At 68.2% G+C, this 25,705-nt stretch carries 25 protein-coding genes; 18 read left to right on the top strand and 7 right to left on the bottom strand.

Annotation, left to right across the window (positions count from 1 at the left end; translation table 11 throughout):
• Positions 1-65: 65 nt before the first annotated feature.
• The 3 genes from ASD72_RS19085 (at position 66) to ASD72_RS19075 (ending at position 2,040) form a co-directional block, all read left to right on the top strand.
• Entirely contained in the window at positions 66-407 is a 342-nt protein-coding gene (locus ASD72_RS19085; protein ID WP_056881561.1) for a hypothetical protein, read from the top strand.
• Between the two features lie 52 nt (positions 408-459).
• A complete protein-coding gene (locus ASD72_RS19080) occupies positions 460-969 on the top strand; it encodes an HIT family protein (RefSeq protein ID WP_056881560.1) in 510 nt (169 codons plus the stop codon).
• 183 nt (positions 970-1,152) lie between these two features.
• Positions 1,153-2,040, top strand: coding sequence for a tetratricopeptide repeat protein (locus ASD72_RS19075; RefSeq protein ID WP_056881559.1), 888 nt, complete (start codon positions 1,153-1,155; stop codon positions 2,038-2,040).
• 18 nt (positions 2,041-2,058) lie between these two features.
• Here the strand turns inward: ASD72_RS19075 and ASD72_RS19070 are convergent, their stop codons facing one another.
• Together ASD72_RS19070 and acs are read right to left on the bottom strand one after the other, a co-directional pair.
• Complete coding sequence (locus ASD72_RS19070) at positions 2,059-2,727, bottom strand: response regulator transcription factor (RefSeq protein ID WP_056881639.1); 669 nt, start codon at positions 2,725-2,727, stop codon at positions 2,059-2,061.
• Between the two features lie 106 nt (positions 2,728-2,833).
• A complete protein-coding gene (acs, locus tag ASD72_RS19065; protein ID WP_056881558.1) occupies positions 2,834-4,777 on the bottom strand; it encodes an acetate--CoA ligase in 1,944 nt (647 codons plus the stop codon).
• 321 nt (positions 4,778-5,098) lie between these two features.
• Here acs and ASD72_RS19060 point away from each other — a divergent pair, with 321 nt between their 5' ends.
• The 3 genes from ASD72_RS19060 (at position 5,099) to ASD72_RS19050 (ending at position 8,666) form a co-directional block, all read left to right on the top strand.
• A complete protein-coding gene (locus tag ASD72_RS19060; protein WP_056881557.1) occupies positions 5,099-6,484 on the top strand; it encodes a DcaP family trimeric outer membrane transporter in 1,386 nt (461 codons plus the stop codon).
• 11 nt (positions 6,485-6,495) lie between these two features.
• Entirely contained in the window at positions 6,496-8,160 is a 1,665-nt protein-coding gene (locus tag ASD72_RS19055; RefSeq protein WP_056881556.1) for an MFS transporter, read from the top strand.
• 125 nt (positions 8,161-8,285) lie between these two features.
• Positions 8,286-8,666, top strand: a complete 381-nt coding sequence (locus ASD72_RS19050) for a tautomerase family protein (RefSeq protein ID WP_056881555.1) — start codon at positions 8,286-8,288, stop codon at positions 8,664-8,666.
• Between the two features lie 6 nt (positions 8,667-8,672).
• Here the strand turns inward: ASD72_RS19050 and ASD72_RS19045 are convergent, their stop codons facing one another.
• On the bottom strand, positions 8,673-9,005 hold the full coding sequence (locus ASD72_RS19045) for a calcium-dependent protein kinase 21 (protein ID WP_056881554.1): 333 nt from the start codon (positions 9,003-9,005) through the stop codon (positions 8,673-8,675).
• An 85-nt stretch (positions 9,006-9,090) separates the two neighbouring features.
• Between ASD72_RS19045 and ASD72_RS19040 the strand changes: the two genes are divergently transcribed.
• From ASD72_RS19040 to ASD72_RS19025, 4 genes are all read left to right on the top strand, one after another.
• Positions 9,091-9,924, top strand: coding sequence for an ATP-binding cassette domain-containing protein (locus tag ASD72_RS19040; protein WP_056881553.1), 834 nt, complete (start codon positions 9,091-9,093; stop codon positions 9,922-9,924).
• A complete protein-coding gene (gene mutM, locus ASD72_RS19035) occupies positions 9,917-10,744 on the top strand; it encodes a bifunctional DNA-formamidopyrimidine glycosylase/DNA-(apurinic or apyrimidinic site) lyase (protein WP_056881552.1) in 828 nt (275 codons plus the stop codon). Before ASD72_RS19040 ends, mutM begins: the two co-directional genes overlap by 8 nt.
• Before the next feature lie 79 nt (positions 10,745-10,823).
• A complete protein-coding gene (locus ASD72_RS19030) occupies positions 10,824-11,390 on the top strand; it encodes an ECF-type sigma factor (RefSeq protein ID WP_056881551.1) in 567 nt (188 codons plus the stop codon).
• Positions 11,391-11,408: 18 nt separating this feature from the next.
• The gene (locus ASD72_RS19025; protein WP_056881550.1) at positions 11,409-14,213 is read left to right on the top strand and encodes a serine/threonine-protein kinase; all 2,805 of its coding nucleotides are present in this window, start codon (positions 11,409-11,411) and stop codon (positions 14,211-14,213) included.
• 6 nt (positions 14,214-14,219) lie between these two features.
• Here the strand turns inward: ASD72_RS19025 and ASD72_RS19020 are convergent, their stop codons facing one another.
• Positions 14,220-14,843 (bottom strand): thymidine kinase, encoded by a 624-nt coding sequence (locus ASD72_RS19020; RefSeq protein WP_056881549.1) that lies wholly within the window; start codon positions 14,841-14,843, stop codon positions 14,220-14,222.
• Positions 14,844-14,865: 22 nt separating this feature from the next.
• Positions 14,866-15,594, bottom strand: coding sequence for a sel1 repeat family protein (locus tag ASD72_RS19015; protein ID WP_155944748.1), 729 nt, complete (start codon positions 15,592-15,594; stop codon positions 14,866-14,868).
• A 97-nt stretch (positions 15,595-15,691) separates the two neighbouring features.
• Here ASD72_RS19015 and ASD72_RS19010 point away from each other — a divergent pair, with 97 nt between their 5' ends.
• The 3 genes from ASD72_RS19010 (at position 15,692) to ASD72_RS19000 (ending at position 18,502) form a co-directional block, all read left to right on the top strand.
• Complete coding sequence (locus tag ASD72_RS19010; RefSeq protein ID WP_056881638.1) at positions 15,692-17,668, top strand: UvrD-helicase domain-containing protein; 1,977 nt, start codon at positions 15,692-15,694, stop codon at positions 17,666-17,668.
• 61 nt (positions 17,669-17,729) lie between these two features.
• Positions 17,730-18,110, top strand: coding sequence for a hypothetical protein (locus ASD72_RS19005; RefSeq protein WP_056881547.1), 381 nt, complete (start codon positions 17,730-17,732; stop codon positions 18,108-18,110).
• A 17-nt stretch (positions 18,111-18,127) separates the two neighbouring features.
• Entirely contained in the window at positions 18,128-18,502 is a 375-nt protein-coding gene (locus ASD72_RS19000; RefSeq protein ID WP_056881546.1) for a VOC family protein, read from the top strand.
• A 5-nt stretch (positions 18,503-18,507) separates the two neighbouring features.
• Here the strand turns inward: ASD72_RS19000 and ASD72_RS18995 are convergent, their stop codons facing one another.
• Both ASD72_RS18995 and ASD72_RS18990 read right to left on the bottom strand, forming a co-directional pair.
• Positions 18,508-18,900, bottom strand: coding sequence for an Imm50 family immunity protein (locus tag ASD72_RS18995; protein ID WP_162250412.1), 393 nt, complete (start codon positions 18,898-18,900; stop codon positions 18,508-18,510).
• 14 nt (positions 18,901-18,914) lie between these two features.
• Positions 18,915-19,565, bottom strand: a complete 651-nt coding sequence (locus ASD72_RS18990) for a DUF480 domain-containing protein (RefSeq protein ID WP_056881544.1) — start codon at positions 19,563-19,565, stop codon at positions 18,915-18,917.
• Positions 19,566-19,681: 116 nt separating this feature from the next.
• Here ASD72_RS18990 and ASD72_RS18985 point away from each other — a divergent pair, with 116 nt between their 5' ends.
• The 5 genes from ASD72_RS18985 to plsB all read left to right on the top strand — a co-directional run bounded on the left by ASD72_RS18985 (position 19,682) and on the right by plsB (position 25,701).
• The gene (locus ASD72_RS18985; RefSeq protein ID WP_056881543.1) at positions 19,682-20,605 is read left to right on the top strand and encodes a 5'-nucleotidase, lipoprotein e(P4) family; all 924 of its coding nucleotides are present in this window, start codon (positions 19,682-19,684) and stop codon (positions 20,603-20,605) included.
• A complete protein-coding gene (pyrF, locus tag ASD72_RS18980; RefSeq protein ID WP_056881542.1) occupies positions 20,602-21,324 on the top strand; it encodes an orotidine-5'-phosphate decarboxylase in 723 nt (240 codons plus the stop codon). The genes ASD72_RS18985 and pyrF overlap by 4 nt, the downstream gene beginning before the upstream one ends.
• Positions 21,325-21,665: 341 nt before the next feature.
• On the top strand, positions 21,666-22,598 hold the full coding sequence (locus ASD72_RS18975) for a hypothetical protein (RefSeq protein ID WP_056881541.1): 933 nt from the start codon (positions 21,666-21,668) through the stop codon (positions 22,596-22,598).
• The gene (locus ASD72_RS18970) at positions 22,595-22,957 is read left to right on the top strand and encodes an excalibur calcium-binding domain-containing protein (protein WP_155944747.1); all 363 of its coding nucleotides are present in this window, start codon (positions 22,595-22,597) and stop codon (positions 22,955-22,957) included. Before ASD72_RS18975 ends, ASD72_RS18970 begins: the two co-directional genes overlap by 4 nt.
• Positions 22,958-23,028: 71 nt before the next feature.
• A complete protein-coding gene (plsB, locus tag ASD72_RS18965) occupies positions 23,029-25,701 on the top strand; it encodes a glycerol-3-phosphate 1-O-acyltransferase PlsB (protein WP_056881540.1) in 2,673 nt (890 codons plus the stop codon).
• Positions 25,702-25,705 lie beyond the last annotated feature (4 nt).

Raw genomic sequence — 25,705 nt, 5'->3', positions numbered from 1 at the left:
CCGTAAGCGCCGGAGCCGGCTTCCGGGTCGGCTCGATTCAGCGCCACTCCCAAAGAGAACAGACGATGGCCAAGTACCTGATCTCCTTCCCGAGCGCGGCGATGGTCGTGCCTGATGGCGACTGGGACGCGGTCGTCCACGATTCGCATGCGGTGATCGAAGACGCGAAAGTCGCCGGCGTATACGTCTTCGGCGGGGGCATCGACGAAGGGGTGCCGCCTGTCCTTGTTTCGGCCGACGGCTCGGTCGCCACGGGCGGGTACCCGTGGGCGCCTCCGCTCAATGGTGGGTTCGCCGTGCTCGAATTGCCCTCGCGAGAAGAGGCCATCGCATGGGCGGCACGCCTCGCGCGAGCCTGCCGGTGCGCGCAGGAGCTCCGCGTCTTCGGATTCGACCCGCAGTCCTGAATGCGATACTGGGCCCGCGAAACATCCAGCCCATGCAGATCGGAGAGATCAGGTGATCGAACTTCCCGTCAGGGACCCCTGCGACCTGTGCGTGGCAGCGCGCGATGAACCCTGGAAGATCATCGAGGAAGGCGAGCACACGCTGACGGTGATCAATCCACGGCAGTTCGAAGTCGGCCAGTGCTGCGTCATCACGCGCCGGCACGTCGCGACGCTGCTCGATCTTTCCGACCACGAATGCTCGGCCGTCATGGCCTCGGCCAAGCGCGTCGCCGAGGCGCTCGTCAGGACGTATCAGCCCCTGGGAATACTGACGTTCCAGAACAACGGGGTGTACAGCGGGCAGGAAACGCCGCACTTCCATTTCCATGTCGTGCCCCGGCAGAAGGGCAGCGATTGGGGCATAGGCCCGCCGCAACTCGCCACCTTCGACGGCGCCGGGCGCGAAAGGGGCGCCGCGCACGAGCCCGGCGACGATACGCAACGCATGGCCCGGGTTCGGGTGTCCGTCGAGCAGCTTGTCGAGACCGTGAAGCGGATCCGTTCGCATCTGCCCGCGTGAGGAAGCCGCGATCCCGGCTGGCCGGAACCTGCTGTCGCTGTTGGGCCAGCCGCTCTACAACCTGGTTTTCGGCCACGCGCGGGTAGCGGGCGGCCATCCCTGCCGACACCCGCGCATCGGCGTGCCCCACTTCCCTTGCGCTGCCGCATGCGATTGAATGAGGCGGTCAACAGGGGACATCTCATGCCATTCCATCGCCTCATGGCGGCCAGCGCGGCCGCCGGTCTGCTGGCGTGCGCCAGCGTTGCCAGCGCCGCCGACCGCCGTGTCCAGCTCGAACTCGTCAACGACAGCGATGCACCCATCGTCGGGGTGTCGGTCGAGCGCACCAGCGTCTTCTCCAGCAAGACCTTCGGCGGCGGTGAGATCGAGCTGGACCGTCCGCTGGCGCCCGGCCAGTCACGCACGTTCACCGTGGAGATCGGCGAGCACCACGACACGATGCCCTACGCCATGCGCTGGCGCTGGACGCAGTACGGCAGCTGCCAGGGGGGCGCCGCCGTTCCCGGCCAGGGCGATGCCTTCAGCGTGCGCTCCGGCGCAACCGAGTGCCGCAACGGAAAACCGCTGCCCCTCCGGCGCACCGACGGGCGCGACGCGTTGCTCGCCGACGCGCAACGTACGGGCGATGTCGACGAGGCGAAGGACCTGTATGCCGTGCTGTTGGCCCGCAATCCCGATGACGTGGACGTATTGCACGCGCGCGCGCACTCGCTGATCAAGGGCAGCAAGACCGAGTTCGGCGACTACCTGAGCGAAGAGGCCGTCGCCGACCTGCAGAAGGCCCTTCGCCTGAGCACCGCGCCTTCGGCGCGACTGCATTACCACCGGGACCTGACGTCCCTCCTGCTGAACCACAGGCGCTGGAAAGAGGCGCTGCCCCACATCGATGCGCTGGTCGCCGGCCAGCCCGACACGATCGACTACCTGCTCTACCGCACGTTCGTGTACTGCGAACTGGGTGAGATCGCGAAAGCCACGCAGGATGAGCGCCTGGTGGAACAGAAGGCCGGCCAGGCGCTTCCTGCCGACAAGACCTGCGCGGCGCGCAAGGCCGCCGGCAAGACCTGAGTCCGCTGGCGCGCGGGACTATTCGCCTTCGTCCGGCGGCAGCACCAGGCCGTCCGGATCCACCGCGAGGCGACCGGCAGCGAGCACCGCCTGGGTCCGGTTGGTGACGTGCAGCTTGCGCAGGATGGCGGTGACGTGCGCCTTGATGGTGGCCTCGGACACGCCCAGGTCGTAGGCGATCTGCTTGTTGAGGCGGCCGGCGCCGAGCATCTGCAGCACTTTGAACTGCTGCGGCGTCAGGTCGCGCAGGCGCTGCGCGGTTTCCTGTTCGTCGCGGGAGGTCGCCGGGGCGCTGTGCGCCTCGTCCGGCACCCAGCGTTCGCCGTCGAGCACGGCGCCGATGGCCTGGCCGATGGTGTCCGAATCGGCCGACTTCGGAATGAAACCCAGCGCGCCGTGGTCGAGCGCGCGGCGCATCACCGCCGGCTCTTCACGCGCGGACACGATGACCACCGGCAGCTGCGGATGCAGCGCGCGCAGGTGCACCAGCGCATTGAAGCCGTGCGCGCCGGGCATGTTGAGGTCCATCAACAGCAGGTCGGCGTCGGGGTGCGCGTCGACGAGCACGTACAGCGCGTCGACGCTGTCGGCTTCGTGCAGCTTCACGCCCGGCATCACCCGTTGCACGGCGCCGCGCAGCGCCTCACGGAACAGCGGGTGGTCGTCGGCGATCAACAGGGTGGGCATGGCAGTGCGATCCATCGTGGTGGGAAAGGGTAATCCTTGACGCGTTGCCTGCACAGGGCGGCGTGTCCCGCCCCGTGCAGCCCATCTGCCCTCCCCAGCAGACGGGTTACTTCACCTTGCGTTCGGCGACCAGCGACTCGACCACCGACGGGTCGGCCAGCGTCGAGGTATCGCCCAGTTGCTCGGGCGCGTTTTCGGCGATCTTGCGCAGGATGCGGCGCATGATCTTGCCAGAGCGCGTCTTCGGCAGGCCCGGCGCCCACTGCAGGTGGTCCGGCGTGGCGATCGGTCCGATCTCCTTGCGCACCCAGGCCACCAGCTCCTTCAGCAGCTCGTCGCTCTGCGCCTCGCCGGCCTTCAGGGTGACGTAGGCGTAGATGCCCTGGCCCTTGATGTCGTGCGGGAAGCCGACCACGGCGGCCTCGGCCACCTTCGGGTGCGCGACCAGCGCGCTCTCCACCTCGGCGGTGCCGATGCGATGGCCCGACACGTTGATGACGTCATCGACGCGCCCGGTGATCCAGTAGTAACCATCGGCATCGCGACGGCAACCGTCGCCGGTGAAATAGGTGCCCGGATAGGTACGGAAGTACGTATCGATGAAGCGCTGATGGTCGCCGTACACGGTACGCATCTGGCCCGGCCAGGAATCCAGCAACACCAGGTTGCCTTCGGTGGCGCCGTCGAGCTGCTCGCCATTCGCATCGACCAGCGCCGGCCGCACACCGAAGAACGGCAGCGTCGCCGAACCGGGCTTGAGGTCGATCGCGCCGGCCAGCGGCGTGATCAGGATGCCGCCGGTCTCGGTCTGCCACCAGGTATCGACGATGGGGCAGCGACCGTCGCCGACCACGTCGTAGTACCAGCGCCAGGCTTCCGGATTGATCGGCTCGCCCACGCTGCCCAGCAGGCGCAGCGAGGCGCGCGAGGTCCTCTTCACCGGCGCCTCGCCTTCGCGCATCAACGCGCGGATGGCGGTGGGTGCGGTGTAGAAGATGGTGACCTTGTGCTTGTCGATGACGTCCCAGAAGCGCGAGACGTTCGGGTAGTTGGGCACGCCCTCGAACATCACCGCCGTGGCGCCGTTGGCCAGCGGACCGTAGACGATGTAGCTGTGGCCGGTGACCCAGCCCACGTCGGCGGTGCACCAGTAGATGTCGTCCTCGCGCAGGTCGAACACGGCTTCATGCGTGTATGCCGCGTACAACAGGTAGCCGCCGGTGGTGTGCAGCACGCCCTTCGGCTTGCCGGTGGAGCCGGAGGTGTAGAGGATGAAGAGCGGGTCCTCGGCGTTCATGCGCTCGGGCTCGCACTCGGCCGGCTGCGCGTCGACCACGGCATCGAACCAGCGGTCGCGCGGCATCTGCATGTCCACCGCGCCGCCGGTGTGGCGGACGACCAGGACGGTCTCGACGGAATTCGTGCCCGGCAGCTTCAGCGCGGCATCGACGTTCGCCTTCAGCGGCACCTTCTTGCCGCCGCGCAGGCCTTCGTCGGCGGTGATGATCAGTTTGCTGGCGCAGTCGGACACGCGGTCGGCGATCGAGTTCGGCGCGAAGCCGCCGAACACCACCGAGTGGATGGCACCGATGCGCGCGCAGGCCAGCATGGCCACGGCCGCGTCCGGGATCATCGGCAGGTAGATGGTGACGCGGTCGCCCTTCTGCACGCCCAGCGCGCGCAGCGCGTTGGCCAGCTTGCAGGTGCGCTCGTAGAGTTCGCGGTAGGTGACGCCGTAGGACGGCGAATCCGGGCCATCGGGTTCGAACAGCAGCGCGACCTTGTCGCCGCGTTCGGCCAGCTGGCGGTCCAGGCAGTTGACGCTCGCATTGAGTTCGCCATCGGCGAACCAGCGGATGCGGAAGTCGTCCAGCGCGTAATTGACGTCCTTGATCCGGGTCGGCTTCTTGAACCAGTCGAGGCGTTCGGCGGCCTTGCCCCAGAAGGCATCGGGATCGTCGATCGAGGCCTGGTAGTCGCGCTGGTACTGCTCGCGCGTGATGCGGGCCTGGGTCGCGAATTCCGGCTTGACCGGATACAGGTCAGTCATGAGGTCCTCCCGGGACGTTCAAGTGATGCATCGATTCTGAGGCATGGACGAAGACCGGGCGAGGCGGAGAAGCGCATCGCGTGGCATGTCCGACGCAGCGAGTTTGACGCATACGACCGTGCGGCATTGCAGCATCCGGCTTAGACGATGGTCTTAAAGCATGGGGTGCGCGCACTGCGACCGAACGTCGCACCCCTTTGCTGGCAAGGGTTTGAGTCCGCCGCGGTGCGGTTACGACTAATGGCGAATAGGCGGTGCCGGCACGCAGGCGCAAGTCTCCGTCAGCCGCGTAACGCGGCCATCAACCTTTCGGGAGGGGTTATGACCCAACGTTCCGCACTCATGGCGCGACGGCCACTGGCCGCTGCGCTTTTCATCGCCTTGATCGCGCCGGGGATGGCGTTCGCACAGACCGCCAAGGAGAAGGCGCTCGAGGCACGCGTAGCCGACCTGGAGCGCCAGGTGCAGCTGCTGCTGTCCGCGCAGCAGCAACAGCAGACGCAGATCACCACCACGCAGGAGCAGGTGACCCAGGTGCAGGCCAAGCAGGCCACCGCACCGGCCGCCGTGCCCGCCGGCAAGCAGCCGATCCAGAACACCACCATCCTGACCGCGTCCAATCCGGGGAGCACGTTCTCCTACGGCGGCTTCATCAAGATGGACGCGATGGTCACCGACACCAGCGACGGCCGCATCGCCGATGGCAATTCCGGCCGCCTGTTCTACGTGCCCAGCACCATCCCGGTCGGTGGCCCCACCGCCGACGGCGGCGATCCCTATGCCGATTTCCACGCCCAGTTCTCGCGCTTCTGGCTGAGTGCGGACCATGTGACCGAGGGCGGCGACAAGCTGAAGGGCTTCGTCGAGATGGACTTCTTCGGCGGCGGCAGCAACGCGCTGGCCGGCAACGAGACCGCGACCAACACCTACGCCGTCACCCTGCGCCATGCGTATGTCAGCTGGAACAACTGGCTGGCCGGCCAGACCTGGTCCAACTTCATGGACGCGGCCGCGCTGCCTGACGCCGTGGATTTCGTGGGCCCGACCGATGGCACGATCTTCGTGCGCCAGGCCCAGCTGCGCTACACCAAGGGCCCGTGGTCGTTCTCGATCGAGAACCCGCAGACGACCGTCACGCCGTACCTCACCGGCACCCGCTTCAACAGCGGCGACAACGCCGCGCCGGACGTCACCGCGCGCTGGCTGACCAAGGGCGACTGGGGCCACTTCACCGTCGCCGGCATGGTGCGCCAGTTCAAGGTGGGCGACGAAACCGATACCGGCGGCTCGATGAGCGTGTCGGGCAAGTTCAACCTGGGCAAGAGCGACGACATCCGCTACGCCGTGAACGCCGGCCAGGGCATCGGCCGTTACCTCGCCTTCGGCGTGGGCAGCGACGTGGTGACCGAAGCCAACGGCGACATCAACGCGCTGGACGGTTACGGCGGCTTCGTCGCCTGGCGCCATGTGTTCAGCCCGAAGGTGCGTACCAACCTGATGTACTCCGCCTCGCACTTCGACAACGACGCCGGCATCACCGGTTTCGGCGTCACCGAGCGCACGCAGTCGATGCACGCCAACCTGATCTACTCGCCGTTCCCGAAGCTGGACCTGGGTGCGGAGCTGATCTACGGCCAGCGTTCGCTCGAGGATGATCGCGAAGGCGACCTGAAGCGTCTGCACACGTCCGTCAAATACACTTTCTGAGGGGAATCCACATGAGTTCCACGACTGTGCAGCACTCGTCGTCGGGCGATCTGACGAAGGGCCACAAGAAGGTCATCTTCGCCTCGAGCCTCGGCACCGTGTTCGAGTGGTACGACTTCTATCTCTACGGTTCGCTGGCGGCGATCATCGCCAAGCAGTTCTTCAGCGGCGTCAATCCGACCACCGGCATGATCTTCGCGCTGTTGGCGTTCGCGGCGGGCTTCTTCGTCCGTCCGTTCGGCGCGGCGTTCTTCGGCAGCCTGGGCGACCGCATCGGCCGCAAGTACACGTTCCTGGTCACCATCCTGATCATGGGCATCTCGACCTTCCTGGTCGGCGTGCTGCCCAACTACGCGTCGATCGGCATGGCGGCGCCCGTCATCCTGATCGTGCTGCGCCTGGCCCAGGGCCTGGCGATGGGCGGCGAGTACGGCGGCGCGGCGACCTACGTGGCCGAGCATGCGCCGGACGGCAAGCGCGGCCTGTACACGGCCTTCATCCAGACCACCGCGACGCTGGGCCTGTTCCTGTCGCTGCTGGTGATCCTGGCCTGCCGCCTGTCGCTGGGCACCGAGGCGTTCGAAGCCTGGGGTTGGCGCATTCCGTTCCTGGCGTCGATCATCCTGCTCGGCATTTCGGTCTGGATCCGCCTGCAGTTGAGCGAGTCCCCGCTGTTCCAGCAGATGAAGGCCGAAGGCAAGGGCTCGAAGACGCCGTTCCGCGATTCGCTGAAGGGCGGCAACCTGAAGCTCATGCTGCTGGTGCTGTTCGGCGCCACCGCTGGCCAGGCCGTGGTCTGGTACGCCGGCCAGTTCTATGCGCTGTTCTACCTGCAGAGCATCCTGAAGGTGGACTCCACGGTCGCCTATCTGCTGATCGCCGCTGCGCTGTTCCTCGCCACGCCGTTCTTCCTGTTCTTCGGCTGGCTGTCGGACCGCATCGGCCGCAAGAAGATCATCATGGCGGGCTGCCTGCTGGCCGCGGTGACTTACTTCCCGATCTTCAAGGGCATCACCCACTTCGCCAATCCGGGCGTGGAAGAAGCCAGCCGCAACTCGCCGGCCGTGGTCGTCGCGGACAAGGGCACCTGTTCCTTCCAGTTCGACCCGATCCCGGGCACGCGCAAGTTCACCAGCTCGTGCGACCAGGCCACCGCCGCCCTCGCCCGTGCCGGCGTACCGTACAGCGTGGAATCGGCAGCGCCGGGCACGCTGGCGCAGGTCCGCGTGGGCCAGGCCTCGGTGTCGTCGTTCGAAGCCGCCGGTCTGGCAGGCGACGACGTGAAGGCCAAGACCGCCGCGTTCGGTGGTGAACTGAAGACGGCGCTGGCAGCGGCCGGTTACACGGAGAAGGCGCCGACGGATCGCATCAATGTACCGATGACGATCTTCCTGCTCTGGATCCTGGTGATCTACGTGACCATGGTGTACGGCCCGATCGCCGCCTACCTGGTCGAGCTGTTCCCCACGCAGATCCGCTACACCTCCATGTCGCTGCCGTACCACATCGGCAACGGCTGGTTCGGTGGCTTCCTGCCGGCGATCTCGTTCGCGCTGGTCGCCGCCACGGGCAACCTGTACTACGGCCTGTGGTACCCGATCGGCATCGCGGTGATGACGCTGGTCATCGGCACGCTGTTCCTGCGCGAGACCAAGGACGTCGACATCACGAAGTAAACGTTCCTCCCCGGGCCGGTCCCTCCCAGGACCGGCCACCTCGACGCCGGCCCCCGTGGCCGGCGTCTTCTTTTGTGCGGCGCGCCGGGGGATAAGCTGGCGTCTCCATCCCGTGGGAGTACGCCATGCCCCTGGTCACCGTGACCGTCCGCAAGCCGAAGGACGCGGCCTTCAAGTCGTCCGTCCTCGACGCGGTGCATGCCGCGCTGGTCGCCTCCGGCGTGCCGGCGACCGACCGCTTCCAGCGCGTGCTGGAACTGTCGGACGAAGACTTCCGCTACGACCCCGCGTACCCCGATGTCGCCGGTGCACGCGACGACGACTTCGTGCTGATCGAGATCCTGTGGTCGGTCGGGCGCAGCGTGAAGGTGAAGAAGGCGCTGCTGGCCGACCTGATGCAACGCCTGCACGCCGCGGGACGGAATCCCGAGAACGTCATGGTCTGCTTCAAGGAAACGACGTGGGAGAACTGGGCGTTCGCCGGTGGCCGCCTGATCCACACCTGAGGCGGCTTACTGCGGGGGTGCCGCCAGTTCCTTCGCGCTGAGGAAGCCGTCGCGGTCCACGTCCTGGCGCCGGAAGCGCTCAGCCAGCTGGGCGAGGTGCGCCTCGCGGGTGACCGGCTTGCCGCGACCGCCCGGCAATTCGTCCACTGAAAGCACGCCATCGCGGTTGCGGTCCATGCCCTCGAAGGCGTAGCTCATCCACGCCTGGTACTCGGCCAGGCTGACGCGACCGTCGCGGTCGGTGTCCATCCGTGCCAGGTAGTCGCCGGTGGCGGTGACCTGCGCCTCTGCGACGCACGGCAGGCCGGCGATGGCGAACAGGAGCAGGCAGGAGCGCATGGCCGCATTGTAGGGCGATGTCGCGCGCGGCGGCCGCGGGAAGGATTCAGGTACGCTGCACCGGCACTTCCCCGCCCCGCTGCCGATGAACCTGCCCGTCTCTCCCGCGGCGACGACGCCTGTCGCGCCCCTGTTCGAACTGGACCGCGCCACCGTGGTGCGCGGCGCCACCCGCGTGCTGCACAACCTGTCGCTGCGGATCCCGCTGGGCCAGCACACCGCCATCCTGGGGCCGAACGGCTGCGGGAAGTCCACCTTCATCAAGCTGATCAGCCGCGAGCTGTATCCGCTCGCCCGCGAAGGCGACGCGCCGGTGAAGGTGTTCGGCCTGCGGCGCTGGAACGTGAACGAGCTGCGCACCCGCCTCGGCGTCGTGACGAGCGACCTGACCCGCGACCTCCAGCAGATGCCCTATCTGCGCGTGGAAGACGCGGTGATCACCGGCTTCTTCTCCAGCTTCGTCGTACCGCCGCACCGGCAGGTGGACGCCGGGATGCGGGCGAAGGCACGCCACGCCCTGGAGCAGGTCCGCGCGACGCCGCTGGCCGACCGCCAGGTGGCCGAACTGTCTACCGGCGAGATGCGGCGGGTGTTGATCGCACGCGCGCTGGTGCACGACCCCGAAGCCCTGTTGCTGGACGAACCCACCGCGGGGCTGGACCTGGTGGCGCGCCGGCATTTCCTGGCCCTGATGCGCAGCCTCGCGCAACGGGGCATCACCCTGGTGCTGGTCACGCACCACATCGAAGAGATCATTCCGGAGATCGATCGCGTGCTGCTGTTGCGCGACGGCGCGGTCTGCGCGGATGGCGACCGCGCCAGCACGCTGACCGAGGCCCAGCTGAGCCATGCTTTCGGTGGGCCGGTGCAGGTACGCCAGGACGGCGAGTACTACGGAGCCGTGCCCGGCCATGCCTGAACTGCCCGAAGTCGAGACCACCCGCCGCGGACTGGCGCCGCACGTCGAAGGCCGGCGCATCCTGGCGGTGACGCTGCGCCGGCCCGACCTGCGCTGGCCGATCCCGCCGGAAGTGGCACGCGACCTGCCCGGCCAACGCATCCAGGCCGTGCGGCGGCGCGCGAAGTACCTGCTGATGGACACCGAGGCCGGCAGTGCGCTGCTGCACCTGGGCATGTCCGGCAGCCTGCGCGTCCTGCCGGCGACCACACCGGTGACGGCGCACGACCATGTCGACATCGCCCTGGCCGGCGAGCGCGGCGGCGCGGGCCGCGTCCTGCGCTTCAACGATCCGCGCCGCTTCGGCTCGCTGCTGTGGCAACCCCCTGGCGAGGTCCACCCGCTGTTGCAAGGACTGGGGCCGGAACCGCTTTCAGACGCCTTCGATGGCGACTACCTGTTCGCCCTGAGCCGCGGCCGCAAGGCCCCGGTGAAGACCTTCCTGATGGACCAGGCCGTGGTGGTGGGCGTGGGCAACATCTATGCCGCCGAAAGCCTGTTCCGCGCAGGCATCTCGCCGCTGCGCGCGGCCGGCAAGGTGTCGCGCGAGCGCTACGTGGCGCTGGCCGGGGCCGTGAAGGAGATCCTGGCCTACGCCATCACCCGCGGCGGCACCACGCTGCGGGACTTCCTGAGCCCTGACGGCGCGCCCGGGTACTTCGAACAGGAACTCTCCGCCTACGGCCGGGCCGGCGAACCCTGCCCCCGCTGCGGCCGGCCGATGAAGCAGGCCAACATCGGCCAGCGGACCACCGTCTGGTGCGGGCACTGCCAGCGCTGACGTCGCGAAACCGGCCCCCATCACGTCATGTGAGGTAAATGACGTTATATTTCCGCCCTTGGCTTCGTGGGGAACACGGATGGCGGACGCACCCGACATTACGCTCTGGCTGGACTCGGCCCGCAGCGGCGATCGCGCCGCGCTGGACCGCGTGCTGGCCACGCTGTACCAGGAACTGCACACCATGGCCCGCCGCCAGCTGTCCGGCCAGCACGGCTACACCCTCGACGCCACCGCGCTGGTGCACGAGTCCTACCTGAAGCTGCTGGGCTCCACCGGCACGGCCAAGTTCGAAGACCGCGCGCACTTCTTCGCGTATGCCGCGTCGTCGATGCGCAGCGTGGTGGTCGATTACGCGCGCAGCCGCCTGGCGCGCAAGCGCGGCGGCGACCTCAAGCGCGTGGCGGACATCCCGGAGGAAGTGGAAGGCAACCTGCGCCTGGACGAGGACATGCTGGCGCTGAACGATGCGCTGGAAAAGCTCGCCGCCGCGGACGAACGCCTGGCCCAGGTGGTGGAGATGCGCTATTTCGCCGGCCTGTCGGAACTGGAGATCGCCGAACTGCTGCAGCGCTCCGAGCGCAGCATCCGCCGCGACTGGCAGAAGGCGCGCATGTTCCTGCTGTCGGCGATGCAGGACACCTGAGCCGCCGCACGCCCGCCGATGGACGCCGAACGCTGGCAACGCCTGTCACCGCTGCTGGACGTCCTGCTGGAGCTTGACCCGGAGGCGCGCGCACAGCAGTTGGAGATCCTGCGCGCGGACGATCCGGAAACAGCGCGCGAACTCGAGAAGTTGCTCGCGCTGGAAGAGGAAGGCGACGATTTCATCGACCAGCCGCTGGTCGACAAGCCCGGGCAGCTGAAGCCCGGCATCCGCATCGGCCCCTACCAGTTGGAATCGCTGCTCGGCGAAGGCGGCATGGGCATGGTGTGGCTGGCCTCCCGCGCGGACGGCCTGTACCAGCGCCGTGTCGCCCTGAAGTTGCTGCGTCCGGGCCTGGCCGACCCCAACCTGCGCCTGCGCTTCACCCGCGAGCGCGAGATCCTCGCGCGGCTGGGGCATCCCAACATCGCGCGCCTGCTCGACGCCGGCATCGGCAGCGAAGGCCAGCCCTACCTGGCGCTGGAATATGTCGAGGGCGTGTCGATCACCGACTACTGCCAGGCCAACAACATCGGCCTGGAGGAACGGCTGAAGCTGTTCCTTCAGATCTGCGAGGCGGTCAGCCACGCGCACGCCAACCTGATCGTCCATCGCGACCTGAAGCCGTCCAACATCCTGGTCACGCCAGGCGGCGACGTGCGCCTGCTGGATTTCGGTATCGCCAAGCTGCTCGACGACCCGGAGCCCGCGCCGGTGCACGCGCGCACCGAAGTACGCGCCTTCACGCTGCACTACGCCGCACCGGAACAGGTGCGCGGCGAACTGGTCACGACGATGACCGACGTCTATTCGCTGGGCGTCGTGCTGTACGAACTGATCGCCGACACCAAGCCGTACCGTCTTCGCCGGCAGACCGACGCCGAATGGGAGCAGGCCATCCTCGCGGTGGAACCGCTCAAGCCGTCGGTCGCCACGCTGCGCACCACCGATGGCAGCCGCAGCCGGTGCCCGGACGCGCGGCGCAACGCGCGCAAGCTGGTCGGCGACCTGGACAACATCGCGCTGAAGGCGTTGCAGAAGCTGCCCGAGCACCGCTACCCGTCGGTGGAGGCGCTCTCGCAGGACCTGCGGCGCCACCTCGAGGGCCGTCCCGTGCAGGCCCGTCCGCAAAGCGTGGGCTATCACCTGCAGAAGTACCTCGTCCGCCACCGCTGGGCGCTGGCGGGTGGCGGGCTGGCCGCCACCGTGTTGATCGCGGCGCTGGGCATGAGCCTGTGGCAGGGCCGCCAGGCGATGCGCGAGGCCGCGCGCGCGCAGGCCATGCAGGACTTCGTGATCGGCCTGTTCGACAACGCAGGCGCCTCGCAGCAAGGCAGCACGTTCGATGCGCGCGAACTGCTGGCGGCCGGCGAACGCCGCGGCGAGCGCGAACTCGCCACCCAACCGCTCGCGCAGGCCGAACTGCTGGGCGTGATCGCGCGCCTGCGGCTGGGCCTGGGCGACTACCACGAGTCGCTCGCGCTGCTGGAAAAGCAGGCGCGCGTGCTGTCCATCGCCGACGATGCGCCGGACAGCCTCCGACTGCAGGCCTCCACGCAGCATGGTCGCGTGCTCCGCCTGCTCGGCCGCTCGCGCCAATGCGTGCAGGCGATGGCCACGATGGAGGCGCGCCTCGCCGCGCTGCAGTCGCGCCTGCCGCTGGCGGTTGCCGAGTTCCAGTCGCAGAACGGCCGCTGTCGCGCCGACGCCGGCGAAAAGCAGGTGGCGCGACAGATGTTCGACCGCTCGCTGACGATCCGTCGCAATCTGAAGGACGAGGCCGGCGTGGCCGAAAACCTGCGCGACCTCGCCCAACTGGATGTCGAACTCGGCAATGCCGATGCAGGCGTGCGCGGTTACCGCGCGGCGCTGGCGCACCTGCAGGCGCACGGCTATGCACGCCATCCGTTGGCGGTGGAGATCCAGCGCAGCCTGGCCCTGCTGTACCGCAACCGCGGCGAGACCGACGCGGCGCTGGCCTCGTTCCAGCGCGCGCGCGAACTCGCGGAGGACATCCACGGGCCGCGCCATCCGCTGACGCAGGCCCTTCGCCGGCATATCGCCGCCGTGCAGGTCGACCTGGGCCAGCTGGTGGAGGCCGACGCCGAGTTGCGCCGCCTGCATGCGATGACCCTGGAATCGCTGGGCCCCAACCATCGCGATGCGGCGTCCAGTTGGAACTCGATGGGCATCATCGCGTGGGAACGCGGCGACAACGACACCGCGGTGCGCGATGTCGCGCGGGCGGTGGCGATCTGGCGGGCGAACGAGAGCCTGCAGATCCTGCCGGGCGGCCTGTTCAACTACGGCATGGTGCTGCACAGCGCCGGCCGCTACGACGAGGCATTGGCGGCACTGGAGGAATCGCGCCAGATGCGGGTTTCGACGATCGGCGCCAGCCATGCCCTGATCGGCGAAACGGACCGCATGATCGGCGAGGTGCTGGCTTCCCAGGGCGACCTGCAGGGCGCCACCGAACGTTTCGACCGCGCAGTGCGGCTGACCCGCGTCGGCTTCGGCCCGGACCACCCGCGCACCTGGTTCGCCGAGCTGTCGATGGCCCGCCACCTGATCCGGCTGGGGCGCCCGCAGGACGCGCTCGCCCCGTTGGAGGCGCTCACGCGCCACGACGGCAGCGGCAGCGAGGCACCGAAGCTGCGCTGGCTGGCGCGCGCCTACCAGGCCGAAGCGCGCTGCCGGATGGGCGAGAAAGACCGCGCGCGCCGCGAACTGGACGCACTGACCGGCGAACTGCGCCATGCGCTGCCCGATGGCGGCATCATCCCGCGGGAAGTCGCCGACCTGCGCGCCGCCTGCCGCTGACGCGGTTCACGCCAGCGGCAGATCCGGCTGCAGCGGTTCGATGCGGCCCTCGCCGCGCGCGATCTTCTTGAACTCGGCCCGGCTCACCGACACATAGCGCTCGTTGCCGCCGATCTCGACCTGCGGCCCGTCCTGCACGGCGAGGCCTTGCTCGTTCACACGCACCGTCATGATCGCCTTCTTGCCCGTGTGGCAGATGGTCTTGATCTCGCTCATCTCGTCGGCCCATGCCAGCAGGTACTGGCTGCCTTCGAACAGTTCGCCGCGGAAGTCGGTGCGCAGGCCGTAGCAGAGCACCGGGATGCGCACCGCATCCACCACCTCGCTCAGCTGCCAGACCTGCGCCCGACTGAGGAACTGCGCCTCGTCCACCAGCACGCAGTCCAGCTTGCCGTGGGCGGCGATGTCATCGCGCACCCATCGCTCCAGGTCGTCGTCGCGTTCGAACGCCACCGCATCGGCACGCAGGCCGATGCGCGAAGCCACCACGCCGGCCCCGGCCCGGTCGTCCAGCCGCGGGGTGAGGATCGCCACCCGCATCCCGCGCTCGCGGTAGTTGTGCGCCGACTGCAGCAGTGTGGTGGTCTTCCCGGCATTCATCGCCGAGTAGTAGAAATAGAGCTTGGCCATCCGCGGATTCTACCGCGCGGCGTCACCGGTCCTTGTCGTCCTTGGGTGGCGCCGACGCCGGGGGAACGTTCTCGACTTCACCCACCCGGACCCGCCCTTTCAACGGCGCTTTCCAGATCGTGTCCTGCAACTCCCAGTATTTCTCGGGCTGCCAGTACTTGGGCGCGAAGTATTCCTCGCCGGTCAACGTCATCCCCGTGCCCGCCAACGGACCCGTGAACGGCACGATGGTCAGGTTGCCGACATAACCGACCCGGCTTCCCGTGGCCCGGCGGCTTTCGCGGCGAAGGATCTTTTCCAGCCTCGGCTTGGCCGCATCGTCGCCGTACTCGGCCATCAGCGGCTGGCCCCGCACCAGCGCATCCCGCTGCTGCGCTTCATCCAGCGCGCTCCACATGCCCTCCCGTCGCACCAGGAAGTCGTGATAAAGCCGCTCCGCGGCGATATCCATCCAGGCATAGGCGAGCGGACGATCCACCTCCACCCCGACGCCGTTCCAGTACATCTCGGCGATCATCGCCTGTGCCGGCTTGTCGCCGTGGTACGCCGCGCGCCTGAACTCGGCCAGCGCCACCGCGTAGTCCTTGCGCTCGTACGACCGCACGCCCTCCGCGCGCCAGCGCAGGTCGGGATGCGCGGCGAGGAAGCCCTCGGTCAGCACCGCCGGATCGATCTTCTCCTGCTGTGCGACGGCGGGCGCGCTGGCCAGGGCGAGGATCACCATGAGCACGCGGAGCGGGGCGACGTTCACGTGAAGGGCCTGCATCGGGTGGCGGGAATGGGCGCCATGCTAGGAGAAGGCGAACGCCGTTGTCTGTAAACTGATGGCCTACGCACTCGTACCTCCCATGCACGGCCTCAACCCCCCCCAACGCGCCGCCGTCCTTCACAGCAAGGGCCCCCTGCTGGTGCTCGCGGGCGCGGGCAGCGGCAAGACGCGCGTGATCGTGGAGAAGATCGCCCACCTGATCGCGGGCAACCACTTCCCGGCGCGACGGATCGCGGCGATCACCTTCACCAACAAGTCCGCCAAGGAAATGCGCGAGCGCGTGGCCAAGCGGATCAAGGGCGACGCGGCCGAAGGGCTGACGATCTGCACCTTCCATGCGCTGGGATTGAAGTTCCTGCAGATCGAGCATGCCGCGGTGGGCTTGAAGCGCGGCTTCTCCATTTTCGACGCCGACGACGCCAATGCGCAGGTCAAGGACCTGATGTACGGCGCCAAGCCCGACGATGTCGAGATGGCGAAGAACCTGATCTCGCGCGCGAAGAACGCCGGCCTGTCGCCTGAAGAAGCATTGGCCGAAGCGCGCACCAACCGCGAGAAGGACGCCGCGTTGCTGTACCAGCGCTACCAGGACCGGCTGACCACGTTCAATGCGGTCGACTTCGACGACCTGATCCGCCTGCCGGTGCAGGTGCTCGAGAACGATCCTGAGATCACCGCGGCGTGGCGCGAACGCATCGGCTACCTGCTGGTCGACGAGTGCCAGGACACCAACGATGCGCAGTACCGCCTGCTGAAGGCGATCGCCGGCGAGCGCGGCGATTTCACCTGCGTGGGCGACGACGACCAGAGCATCTACGCCTGGCGCGGCGCCAATCCGGACAACCTGCTGCAGATGGCGAAGGACTATCCGGCGCTGCAGATCGTCAAGCTGGAGCAGAACTACCGTTGCAGCAACCGCGTGCTGCGCGCGGCCAATGCGCTGATCGCCAACAATCCGCACGAACACCCCAAGAAGCTGTGGAGCGACCAGGCCGACGGCGAGCGCATCCGCGTGTGGGAATGCCGCGACGGCGAGCACGAGGCGGAGAAGGTCGCGGCCGAGATTTCGTTCGTGCACGCATCCAAGAGCGCGGCGTGGAGCGACTTCTGCATCCTGTTCCGCGGCAACCACCAGTCGCGGCCGCTGGAAAAAGCGATGCAGCTGCTGCGCATTCCCTACCACCTGACCGGCGGCACGGCCTTCCTGGAGCGCCAGGAAGTGAAGGATGCGCTCTCGTGGCTGCGCCTGCTGGTGAATCCGGACGACGACGCGGCCTTCCTGCGCGCAGTGCAGTCGCCCAAGCGCGAAGTCGGCGCCACCTCGCTGGCGAAACTGGCCGAGATGGCGCAGCACGCGCACCTGCCGATGTCGCGCGCCGCCGAATCGATGGGCGCGCTGAAGGCGCTGCCCCCGCGCGCGGCCAACGGCCTGAGCGCGTTCAACGACATCCTGCGCGATCTGCGCCGGCACGCTGCGGAACTGCCGCCGGCCGACCTGGTCCGCCGCCTGAGCGAACGCTCCGGCCTGCTCGCCGACCTGCGCGCGCAATGCAAGGACGAAGCCTCGTTCCAGCGCCGGCGCGCCAACCTGGACGAACTGGCGGACTGGTTCGAGGGCGGGCCGCGCGGCAGCTCGGCGGGCGACCTCGCCGCGCAGCTTGCGCTGTTGTCGCGCAACGACAAGGACGATGGCGGCAACCAGGTGCGCCTGATGAGCCTGCACGCCGCCAAGGGCCTGGAGTTCCCCTATGTCTTCATCATCGGTTGCGAGGACGGCACGCTGCCGCACGAAACCAGCGTCGAGGAAGGCAATCTGCAGGAAGAGCGGCGACTGATGTACGTCGGCATCACCCGCGCCAAGGAGCAGCTGTGGCTCAGCCACAACCGCGAGACGCGCCGCTTCGGCGAACGCCTGCGACTTCAACCGAGTCGCTTCATCGACGAATTGCCCGCCGACGAGCTGCAACGCGACGGCGCCGATCCGGTCGCAGACGCCGAACGCAAGAAGGAGCGCGCCAGCGCCGGCCTGGCCGCGATCCAGGCGATGTTCGACTGAGGCCATGCCCCCACCGCGCGCGACGCGGTACGCTTGGCCGGCATCCACGGGAGCACAGACGATGACGCGCAACAGCCGGATCTGGTGGCTGGTGGGTTTCCTGATCGCCCTGGTCGGCGTGGGCTTCCCGTACTGGCGGGCGCCCTCGGCCATGACGGCCCTGCCCGGTGCGTTCTACGGACCCGGCCTGGCCGCGATCGTCGTGGTCGCGATGATGTTGCGCGCCTTCGGTACCGGGCGCTTCGTTTCGCTCTGGCTGCTGATCGCCGCTGCCGCACCTGCGGCGGTGCTGCTGCGGATGCTCGTCGGCGACACCGGCGGCGCACCGGTGTCGTGGCCGCGCGAACTGCTGATCGCCTCGGCACTGGGGCTGGCGGCCTCGCTGGTCGGCACGCTCATCGGCAGCCTGTTCCTGTTGCGCAGCAGCCGTCGACCGACCTGACTTCCGGAGGTTCCGCGATGACCACGACGCTTTCGACCATCCGCCAGATCGCCATCACCGTGAGCGACGTCGACACGGCGCTGGCGTTCTACCGCGATGCCCTCGGCCTGGCCTTCCTGTTCCAGCCCGCGCCCACGCTGGCGTTCCTGGATGCCGGCGGCATCCGCGTGATGCTGACCATGCCGCAGGGCGCAGGCGCCGTGGGCGCCAACTCGATCCTCTATTTCAACGTACAGGACATCGAAGCCACGCAGGCCGACCTGGTCGCGCGCGGCGCCACCGAGGAACGCGCACCCCAACTGACCGCACGCATGCCGGACCACGAACTGTGGACCGGCTTCCTGCGCGATCCGGACGGCAATCTCGTCGGGTTGATGGAAGAGAAGCGCTGACGCGCTCAGTCGTCTTCGCCGGAATGCAGGTAGCCGGACAAGGATTCCACCCGCAGCAACAAGGCCTGCATGCGCAGCACGACACCGGAGGCGGTGAACGTGACCTCCCATGCGTCGTCCACGCGTCGCGCGGCGAGTTGCCCTGCGATCAGCGTGTCGAAGCCCGTCAGTGCGAAATCCCGGACGCCGAAACAGGCCAGGCGCACCTGCGTGCGATTGGCCTCCTTATCCCAGCGCGCCGGCAACGGGTCGGGCACGACGGCCAGGTCGAAGCGCAGGCGCACGCTGGGACCATCGCGATGCAGCATCACTTCGTGCAGGTCCACCGGCAGCACGCCGATACCGGCGGGAAACGCGGCCAACGCCTGCGGGTTGTCCACCGCGAGCATCCAGTCCATGCCCATGCCCATGCTCAGCCGAGACGATCGCCTAGCAACTGTTCCACCTGCCCACGCAGCAAGGCCATCTCGGTTTCCAGCGCGGCGACGCGCGCTTCGAGTTCCGCGTTGACCGGCTCGCCTCCCGGCGAGGCAGGCAGCCGCGCCGCGATGGCGGCCACATCCACGGGGCCGCTCAACAGGTGTACGTAACGGTCCTCGCGCTGGCCGGGACCACGCGGGATCTGCAAGGCAAGCGCGGGCTCGCGCTGGATCAGGCGATCGAGGTGATGGCGCACGTCATCAGCATCTGCGAACTTGAACAAGCGCTCGCTGCGCGCGAGCAACTCATGCACCGTCTGCGCGCCGCGCAGCAGCAGCAATCCCAGCAAGACCGCTTGCTGTTGCGGAATGCCGAAGAACGCAGCCGTGCGGTGCTCGTAACGCTCGGCGCGCGAGGAGAACACCTGCTTCGCCAGACCCTTCTGCTCCAGCTGGCGCAGCGCGTGGTTCACCGCGCCCGGGTCCAGCGCCATCACCGGCTCGCGCGCCGTCTTCTGGTTGGCGGCCGACTGCGCGGCGTTGATCGTCAGCGGATAGGTCTCCGGCGTGGTGGCTTCCTTTTCGATCAGGCAGCCCAGCAGGCGGGCCTCGGCGGCATTCAGCACGACGTTGGTGTCTTCCATGGGAGCAGGCGGCCTCTGGCAGGGGCCGGCAGGATAACCCGCGCACGCCATGCCGCCGAACGACGGGTGTAACACCGGTCGGCTAGAATTCCCGCACTTTGAAGACCGGATCTCCCATGCGCGTTTCCCTGCTCGCCGCCGGCCTGGCGGCTTCGTTGCTGACCCTGTCCGCGTGCAAGCGCACCGAACCCGCCGCCGTGCCGGCCGATGCGGCCACGCCCGCCACACCCGCAGCGCCCGCGACGTCGGCCGTCGCCAAACCGACCGGCACGCACGACAACCTCAATGCCGTGGCCTGGGTGCAGACCTCGGTGGAATACCGCGCGATCACCACCCAGACCTTCCGTGCCGCCGCCGACCACCTCGACGTGGCGCTGAAGGAAAAGAACTGGGACGCGCTGGTGCCTGCCGAACGCGGCAATGCCGCCACCGGCCTGAAGCCCGCAGTGGTGATGGACGTGGACGAAACGGTGCTGGACAACTCGCCCTACCAGGCGCGCCTGATCCGGGACGGCAAGGAATACGACGAGATCAGCTGGGACCAGTGGGTGGCCGAGAAGAAGGCCAAGCCGCTGCCGGGCGTGGTGGATTTCGCCAAGGCCGCTGCCGCGAAGGGCGTGACCATCCTGTACATCTCCAACCGCGCCGTGCACCTGAAGGAAGCGACGCTGGCCAACCTGCGCGAAGCCGGCCTGCCTGTGGCCGACGAGAGCGTGTTCCTCGGTTTGGGCACGGTGCTGGAAGGCTGCGAGCAGAACGGCTCCGAGAAGAACTGCCGCCGCCGCCTGGCCGGGCAGCAGTACCGCGTGCTGATGCAGTTCGGCGACCAGATCGGCGACTTCGTCCAGGTGGAAGCCAACACCCGTGAAGGCCGCCAGGCCCTCTTCGACGAGTACGACGACTGGTTCGGCGAGCGCTGGTGGATGCTGCCCAACCCGACCTATGGTTCGTGGGAACCCGCGCTGTTCAACAACGCGTGGGACCAGCCGGCCGCCGCACGTACCCAGGCCAAGCGCGACGCGCTGGACTACGCGCCGTGAGCTCCGGCCCGGTCGCCCTGACCGCGCGCGAGCGGCTGATCTTCGCGCTGGACGCGCCGTCCGGTGCGGAGGCGCTGGCATGGGTCGATCGACTGGGCGAGGCGGTGCAGTTCTACAAGATCGGCATGGAGCTGCTCGCCAGCGGCGACTACTTCACCGTGCTGGACGAACTCGCCCGTCGCGACAAGCGCGTGTTCGTCGACCTGAAGTTCTTCGACATCCCGGCCACCGTGGCCGGGGTGATCCGCGGGCTCTCCCGCTGGCCGGTGACCTACGCGACCATCCACGGTTGGCATGCGGGGATGATGGAAGCGGCGGCGGCGGCGCGTGAAGGCGACCTGCGGCTGCTCGCAGTAACGGTACTGACCTCGATGGACGGTCACGATCTGCGGGCCATGGGCATCAACAGCGGCGAACCGGCCGACATCGTCGTTCAACGTGCGCTGGCCGCGCAGGCCGCCGGCATCGACGGCGTGATCTGCTCGGGCCAGGAGGCCGGCTTGATCCGCGCCGCCGCCGGTCCGGGATTCTCCATTGTCTGCCCCGGCATCCGTCCGGGCGGCCCGGTAGGCGACGACCAGAAGCGCACGGTCGGCGTGGCCGAGGCCTTCGCGCTGGGTGCCGACGCCATCGTGGTGGGCCGGCCGATCAGCAAGGCGACCGATCCGAAGGCCGCGGCCGAAGCGATCCAGGCCGAGATCGCCTTAGCGACTCAATAAAATCAATAGCTTATACAAAGCTATTTCAGGTATTGCCTTAGCATTCGGGCGCAGGTAGGCTGTGCGCATCCGGCCTTCGGGCCGGAGATGTGCCACAACACTTCGTCCTCCGGCTTCGGCCGGATTTCAGGGGGCCCGCCGCGTCGCAAGACGCCGGGTCCCTTTTTTTGTTGGAGCGAGGGAATGATCTTTCCCCGCGTCGTAGAGCCCTGGGACCCCCGGAATGCTTCATTCCCCGTTCCCCGTTCCCCGTTCCCGCCTTTAGCTCTCCAACTGCGACGGCCATGCTTGCCGCTCCCGGCGCCGCCCGCGAAGATGCGGGGCGACTGGGGAGTCACCGCATGAAGCCGAAGCCGTCCGCGTCCGTCCTGCGCGTGCTGGCAGCCCTCGGGCTGTCGCTCGTCCTGCTGGGCGGTTGCAAGAAGCGCGAACCCGAGGAGCTCGCCGGTGCCGCCAGCGAGCCTGCGGCCGCCGTGCGCCAGCTCGCGTCGCACCTGCAGCGCAACGACCTGGTCGCCTTCGCCCGCGATGCCGTGCCGCCGGACATGCACGCCCGGCTGGAAACGGCCTGGCGCCAAGGCGAAGCGCGCTGGCCGCTCAGCGAACTGCCGCTGGAGGACAAGCTGGTGCCGATGCTGGCCGCGCTATCGGCGAAGGGGGCCGAGCGCACCCTGCAGCGCAGCTTCGACCGCCAGTTCGCCCGCCAGGACCGTGACCTGCGCGAAGCCGCGCGCACGCTCGGGCTGTTCGGCGTCCAGTACGTGAAGAACGAAGGCGACTACACCCGGGAAGAACGCGACCACTACGCCCAGGTCATCGCCGCCCTCAGCGACTGGGCGCAGCAGGCGCCGCTGGGCGATCCGGCCCTGGCCCGCGCCACGCTGGCCAAGCTCGCCCCAGCCGCCCGGCGCAGCGGCCTGGCGTCGGACGAGGCGCTCTCCCAGGCCGGCATGCAGGGCAGCCTGCACCGGCTGACGCCGCTCTTCATCGAGACGAAAGCGACCTTCGCCCGCTACGGGCTGCCGCTGGACTCGACCTTCGCCGACCTGCGCACCGGCCTGGTCCAGCAGCAGGGCGACACCGCCACCGTCCGCATCCACTACCCGCTGGGCGAGCGGGAGATCGACACCGTGGTCAGCCTGGAGCGCCGCGGGAAGAACTGGTACCTGACCGACTACCTTCGGCATGCGGAAGAGGCGCTGTCCGCTTCGGAGGCCGATATGGAAGCCTCCACGCCATCGATATCCCCCGAAGGCGACCCCCAGACGCCATGAAGCGCATGCATCGGCCGCTGCTGACCGTCCTGGCGACGGGCATGGCGCTGGTGGCGCATGCCCATCCGGGCGGCCTGAACAAGGAAGGCTGTCATAACAACCGGAAGACCGGCGAATACCACTGTCACCGCGGCGCCCCGGATACCTTGGCTCCGCCAGGCCAGCGGCAGGACGGACCGGCCCACCTCTCGCCGGCGGCCCCGGAGCGAGGAAACTCAACGCCAGGCCGACCTTTCCGCAACTGCGCCGAGGCACGCGCCTACGGAGCCGCGCCCGTCCGGCGCGGCGACCCGGGCTACGGACCCCACCTGGACCGTGACAACGACGGCGTGGGTTGCGAGCCTTACCGGGGCCGCTGAACCCCTGGCAGCCGATTCGCACGCGCTGCCGCCTGTAACCGCTTTCCAGCCGCCCATGGGCGTGCGCCATAATGCGGCCGATGCCTGAACAGAATCCCCTGCCGTTCCCGGACGCCTCCGCGCCGACGCCCCCGGACAAGAAACCGGCGGCCGACGCTGCGCCCGCCCACGGAACGACCGCCGACGGTGAAATGCCGTTGACCGCCGGCACCCCGATGACGCCGCCCTCGCCCGTGCGCCAGGCCAAGCGCCCGCTGTGGGCGCGGCTGCTGAGCCGCCTGGCCGATCCCTGGCTGGCGCTGTCGATCGAACCAGGCGCCCCTGGCGACCTGCTGGACACACGCCCGATCTGCTACGTGCTGGAGGACTACGGTCTTTCCAATGCGCTGATCCTGGACCGGGCCTGCCGCGATGCCGGCCTGCCGTCGCCGCTGCTGCCGCTGCCGGTCCCGGGCAATCCACTGGGCCGCAAGCGCGCCTACGTGGCACTGTCGCGCCGCAATGCCAGCACGCTGATCCCTGACCAGGTCAGCGCCAAGACCCACTCCGGCTCGCTCGCCAAGCTGCTGCAGGCGCATCGCGCCAACCCGGGCCTGGACGTGCAGCTGGTGCCGGTCTCGATCTTCGTCGGCCGCGCACCGGACAAGCAGAGCGGCTGGTTCTCCGTGCTGTTCTCGGAAAACTGGGCCATCGTCGGCCGCTTCCGCCGCCTGCTGGCGATCCTGCTCAACGGCCGCGGCACCATCGTGCGCTTCGCGCCGCCGGTGTCGCTGCGGGGCACCGTGGACGAAGGACTGGAGCCCGAGCGCACGGTGCGCAAGCTCTCCCGCGTGCTGCGTACGCACTTCCACCGCATCCGCGAAGCCATCATCGGCCCCGACCTGTCCACCCGCCGCCTGCTGGTGGACCAGGTGCTGGCTGCCGATCCGGTGAAGGAAGCCATCGCCGAACAGGCCAAGCGCGACAAATCCAAACCCGAGGACGCCTGGAAGAAGGCGCACGCCTACGCCTGGGAAATCGCCGCCGACTATTCCAATCCGGTCGTGCGCTCGGCCAGCTTCCTGCTGAGCCATGTATGGAACCAGATCTACGACGGCGTGCTGGTCCACCACCTCGACAAGTTCAAGCAGGCCGCGCCCGGTCATGAAGTCGTCTACGTGCCCTGCCACCGCAGCCACATGGACTACCTGCTGCTGTCGTACCTGCTGTACGAACGCGGCATCGTGCCGCCGCACATCGCGGCCGGCATCAACCTCAACCTGCCGGTGGTGGGCACGCTGCTGCGCAAGGGCGGCGCGTTCTTCATGCGCCGCAGCTTCCGGGGCAACCCGCTGTATTCGGCGGTGTTCACCGAATACGTCGCGCAACTCGTCTCCGGCGGTTATTCGCTGGAGTACTTCATCGAAGGCGGACGCTCGCGCACCGGCCGCCTGCTGGCGCCCAAGGGCGGCATGATCTCGATGACGGTGCGCGCGTTCCTGCGCCAGCCGCGCAAGCCGGTGCTGTTCCAGCCGGTCTACATCGGCTACGAGAAACTGCTGGAAGGCACCAGTTACCTGGACGAACTCAGCGGCCGGCCGAAGGAAAAGGAATCCATCTGGGCCGTGCTGTGGGGCATTCCCAAGGTGCTGCGGCAGAACTACGGCCAGGTGGTGGTGAACTTCGGCGAGCCGATCCTGCTCAACGATGCACTGGCCACGCATGCGCCGGAGTGGGACGGACAGCCTGTCGGAGAAGAGGAAAAGCCGGCCTGGCTGTCCGACATGGTCGATGCGCTGGCCCAGCAGATCCACGTCAACATCAACCGCGCCGCGGACGTGAACCCCATCAACCTGCTCGCACTGGCGCTGCTGTCCACGCCGAAGCACGCGATGGGCGAGACCGACCTGATCGCGCAGATCGAACTGTCGAAGACGCTGCTGGCCGAACTGCCCTACTCGGACCGCGTGACCGTCACCCCGCATTCGCCGGAGCGCATCATCGCGCACGCCGAGGAGATCAACATGCTGCAGCGGATCAAGCATCCGCTGGGCGACGTGTTGAGCGTGGACGGCGACACCGCCGTGCTGCTCAGCTACTACCGCAACAACGTGCTGCACCTGTTCACGGCCTCGTCGTGGATCGCCTGCTGCTTCCAGAACAACCGCCGCATGAGCCGCACCGGCCTGCTGCGCCTGGGCCGCACGCTGTATCCGTTCCTGCAGGAGGAACTGTTCCTGCCGTGGACCGAGGACGAATTCGCCGAGCGCATGGAGCGCACGATCGAGGTGTTCATCCGCGAGGGCCTGCTGCAACAGGTCAACGAGGACGATGGCGGCATCCTCGCCCGCAGCGCCGGCCAGACCGACGAGGTGTTCCGCCTGCGCGCGATCGGGCATTCGCTGCAACAGGCGTTCGAGCGCTATTACATCGCCATTTCGGTGCTGGTGAAGAACGGCCCGGGCACGCTGGGCGCGGCAGAACTCGAGAGCCTGTGCCAGCAGGCGGCGCAGCGCCTGAGCCTGCTGTACGCGCCGGCCGCACCCGAGTTCTTCGACAAGAGCCTGTTCCGCAGCTTCATCCAGAAACTGCGCGAACTGAAGCTGGTGTGGCCCGACGAGAACAGCAAGCTGCTGTTCGACGACCGGCTGGATGCCTGGGCGCGCGATGCCAAGGCGATCCTGGGCCGCGAGTTGCGCCACACCATCGAGAAGGTCAGCCCCGAGGCCGCGCGCCCGGCCGAGCCCGCGCCGCCGCAGGATTGAGGTG

The sequence above is a fragment of the Pseudoxanthomonas sp. Root630 genome (assembly GCF_001427585.1).
GTDB lineage: Bacteria > Pseudomonadota > Gammaproteobacteria > Xanthomonadales > Xanthomonadaceae > Pseudoxanthomonas_A.
The sequence above is the reverse complement of the archived record's forward strand: the minus strand, read 5'-3'. Positions and strand labels throughout refer to the sequence as shown.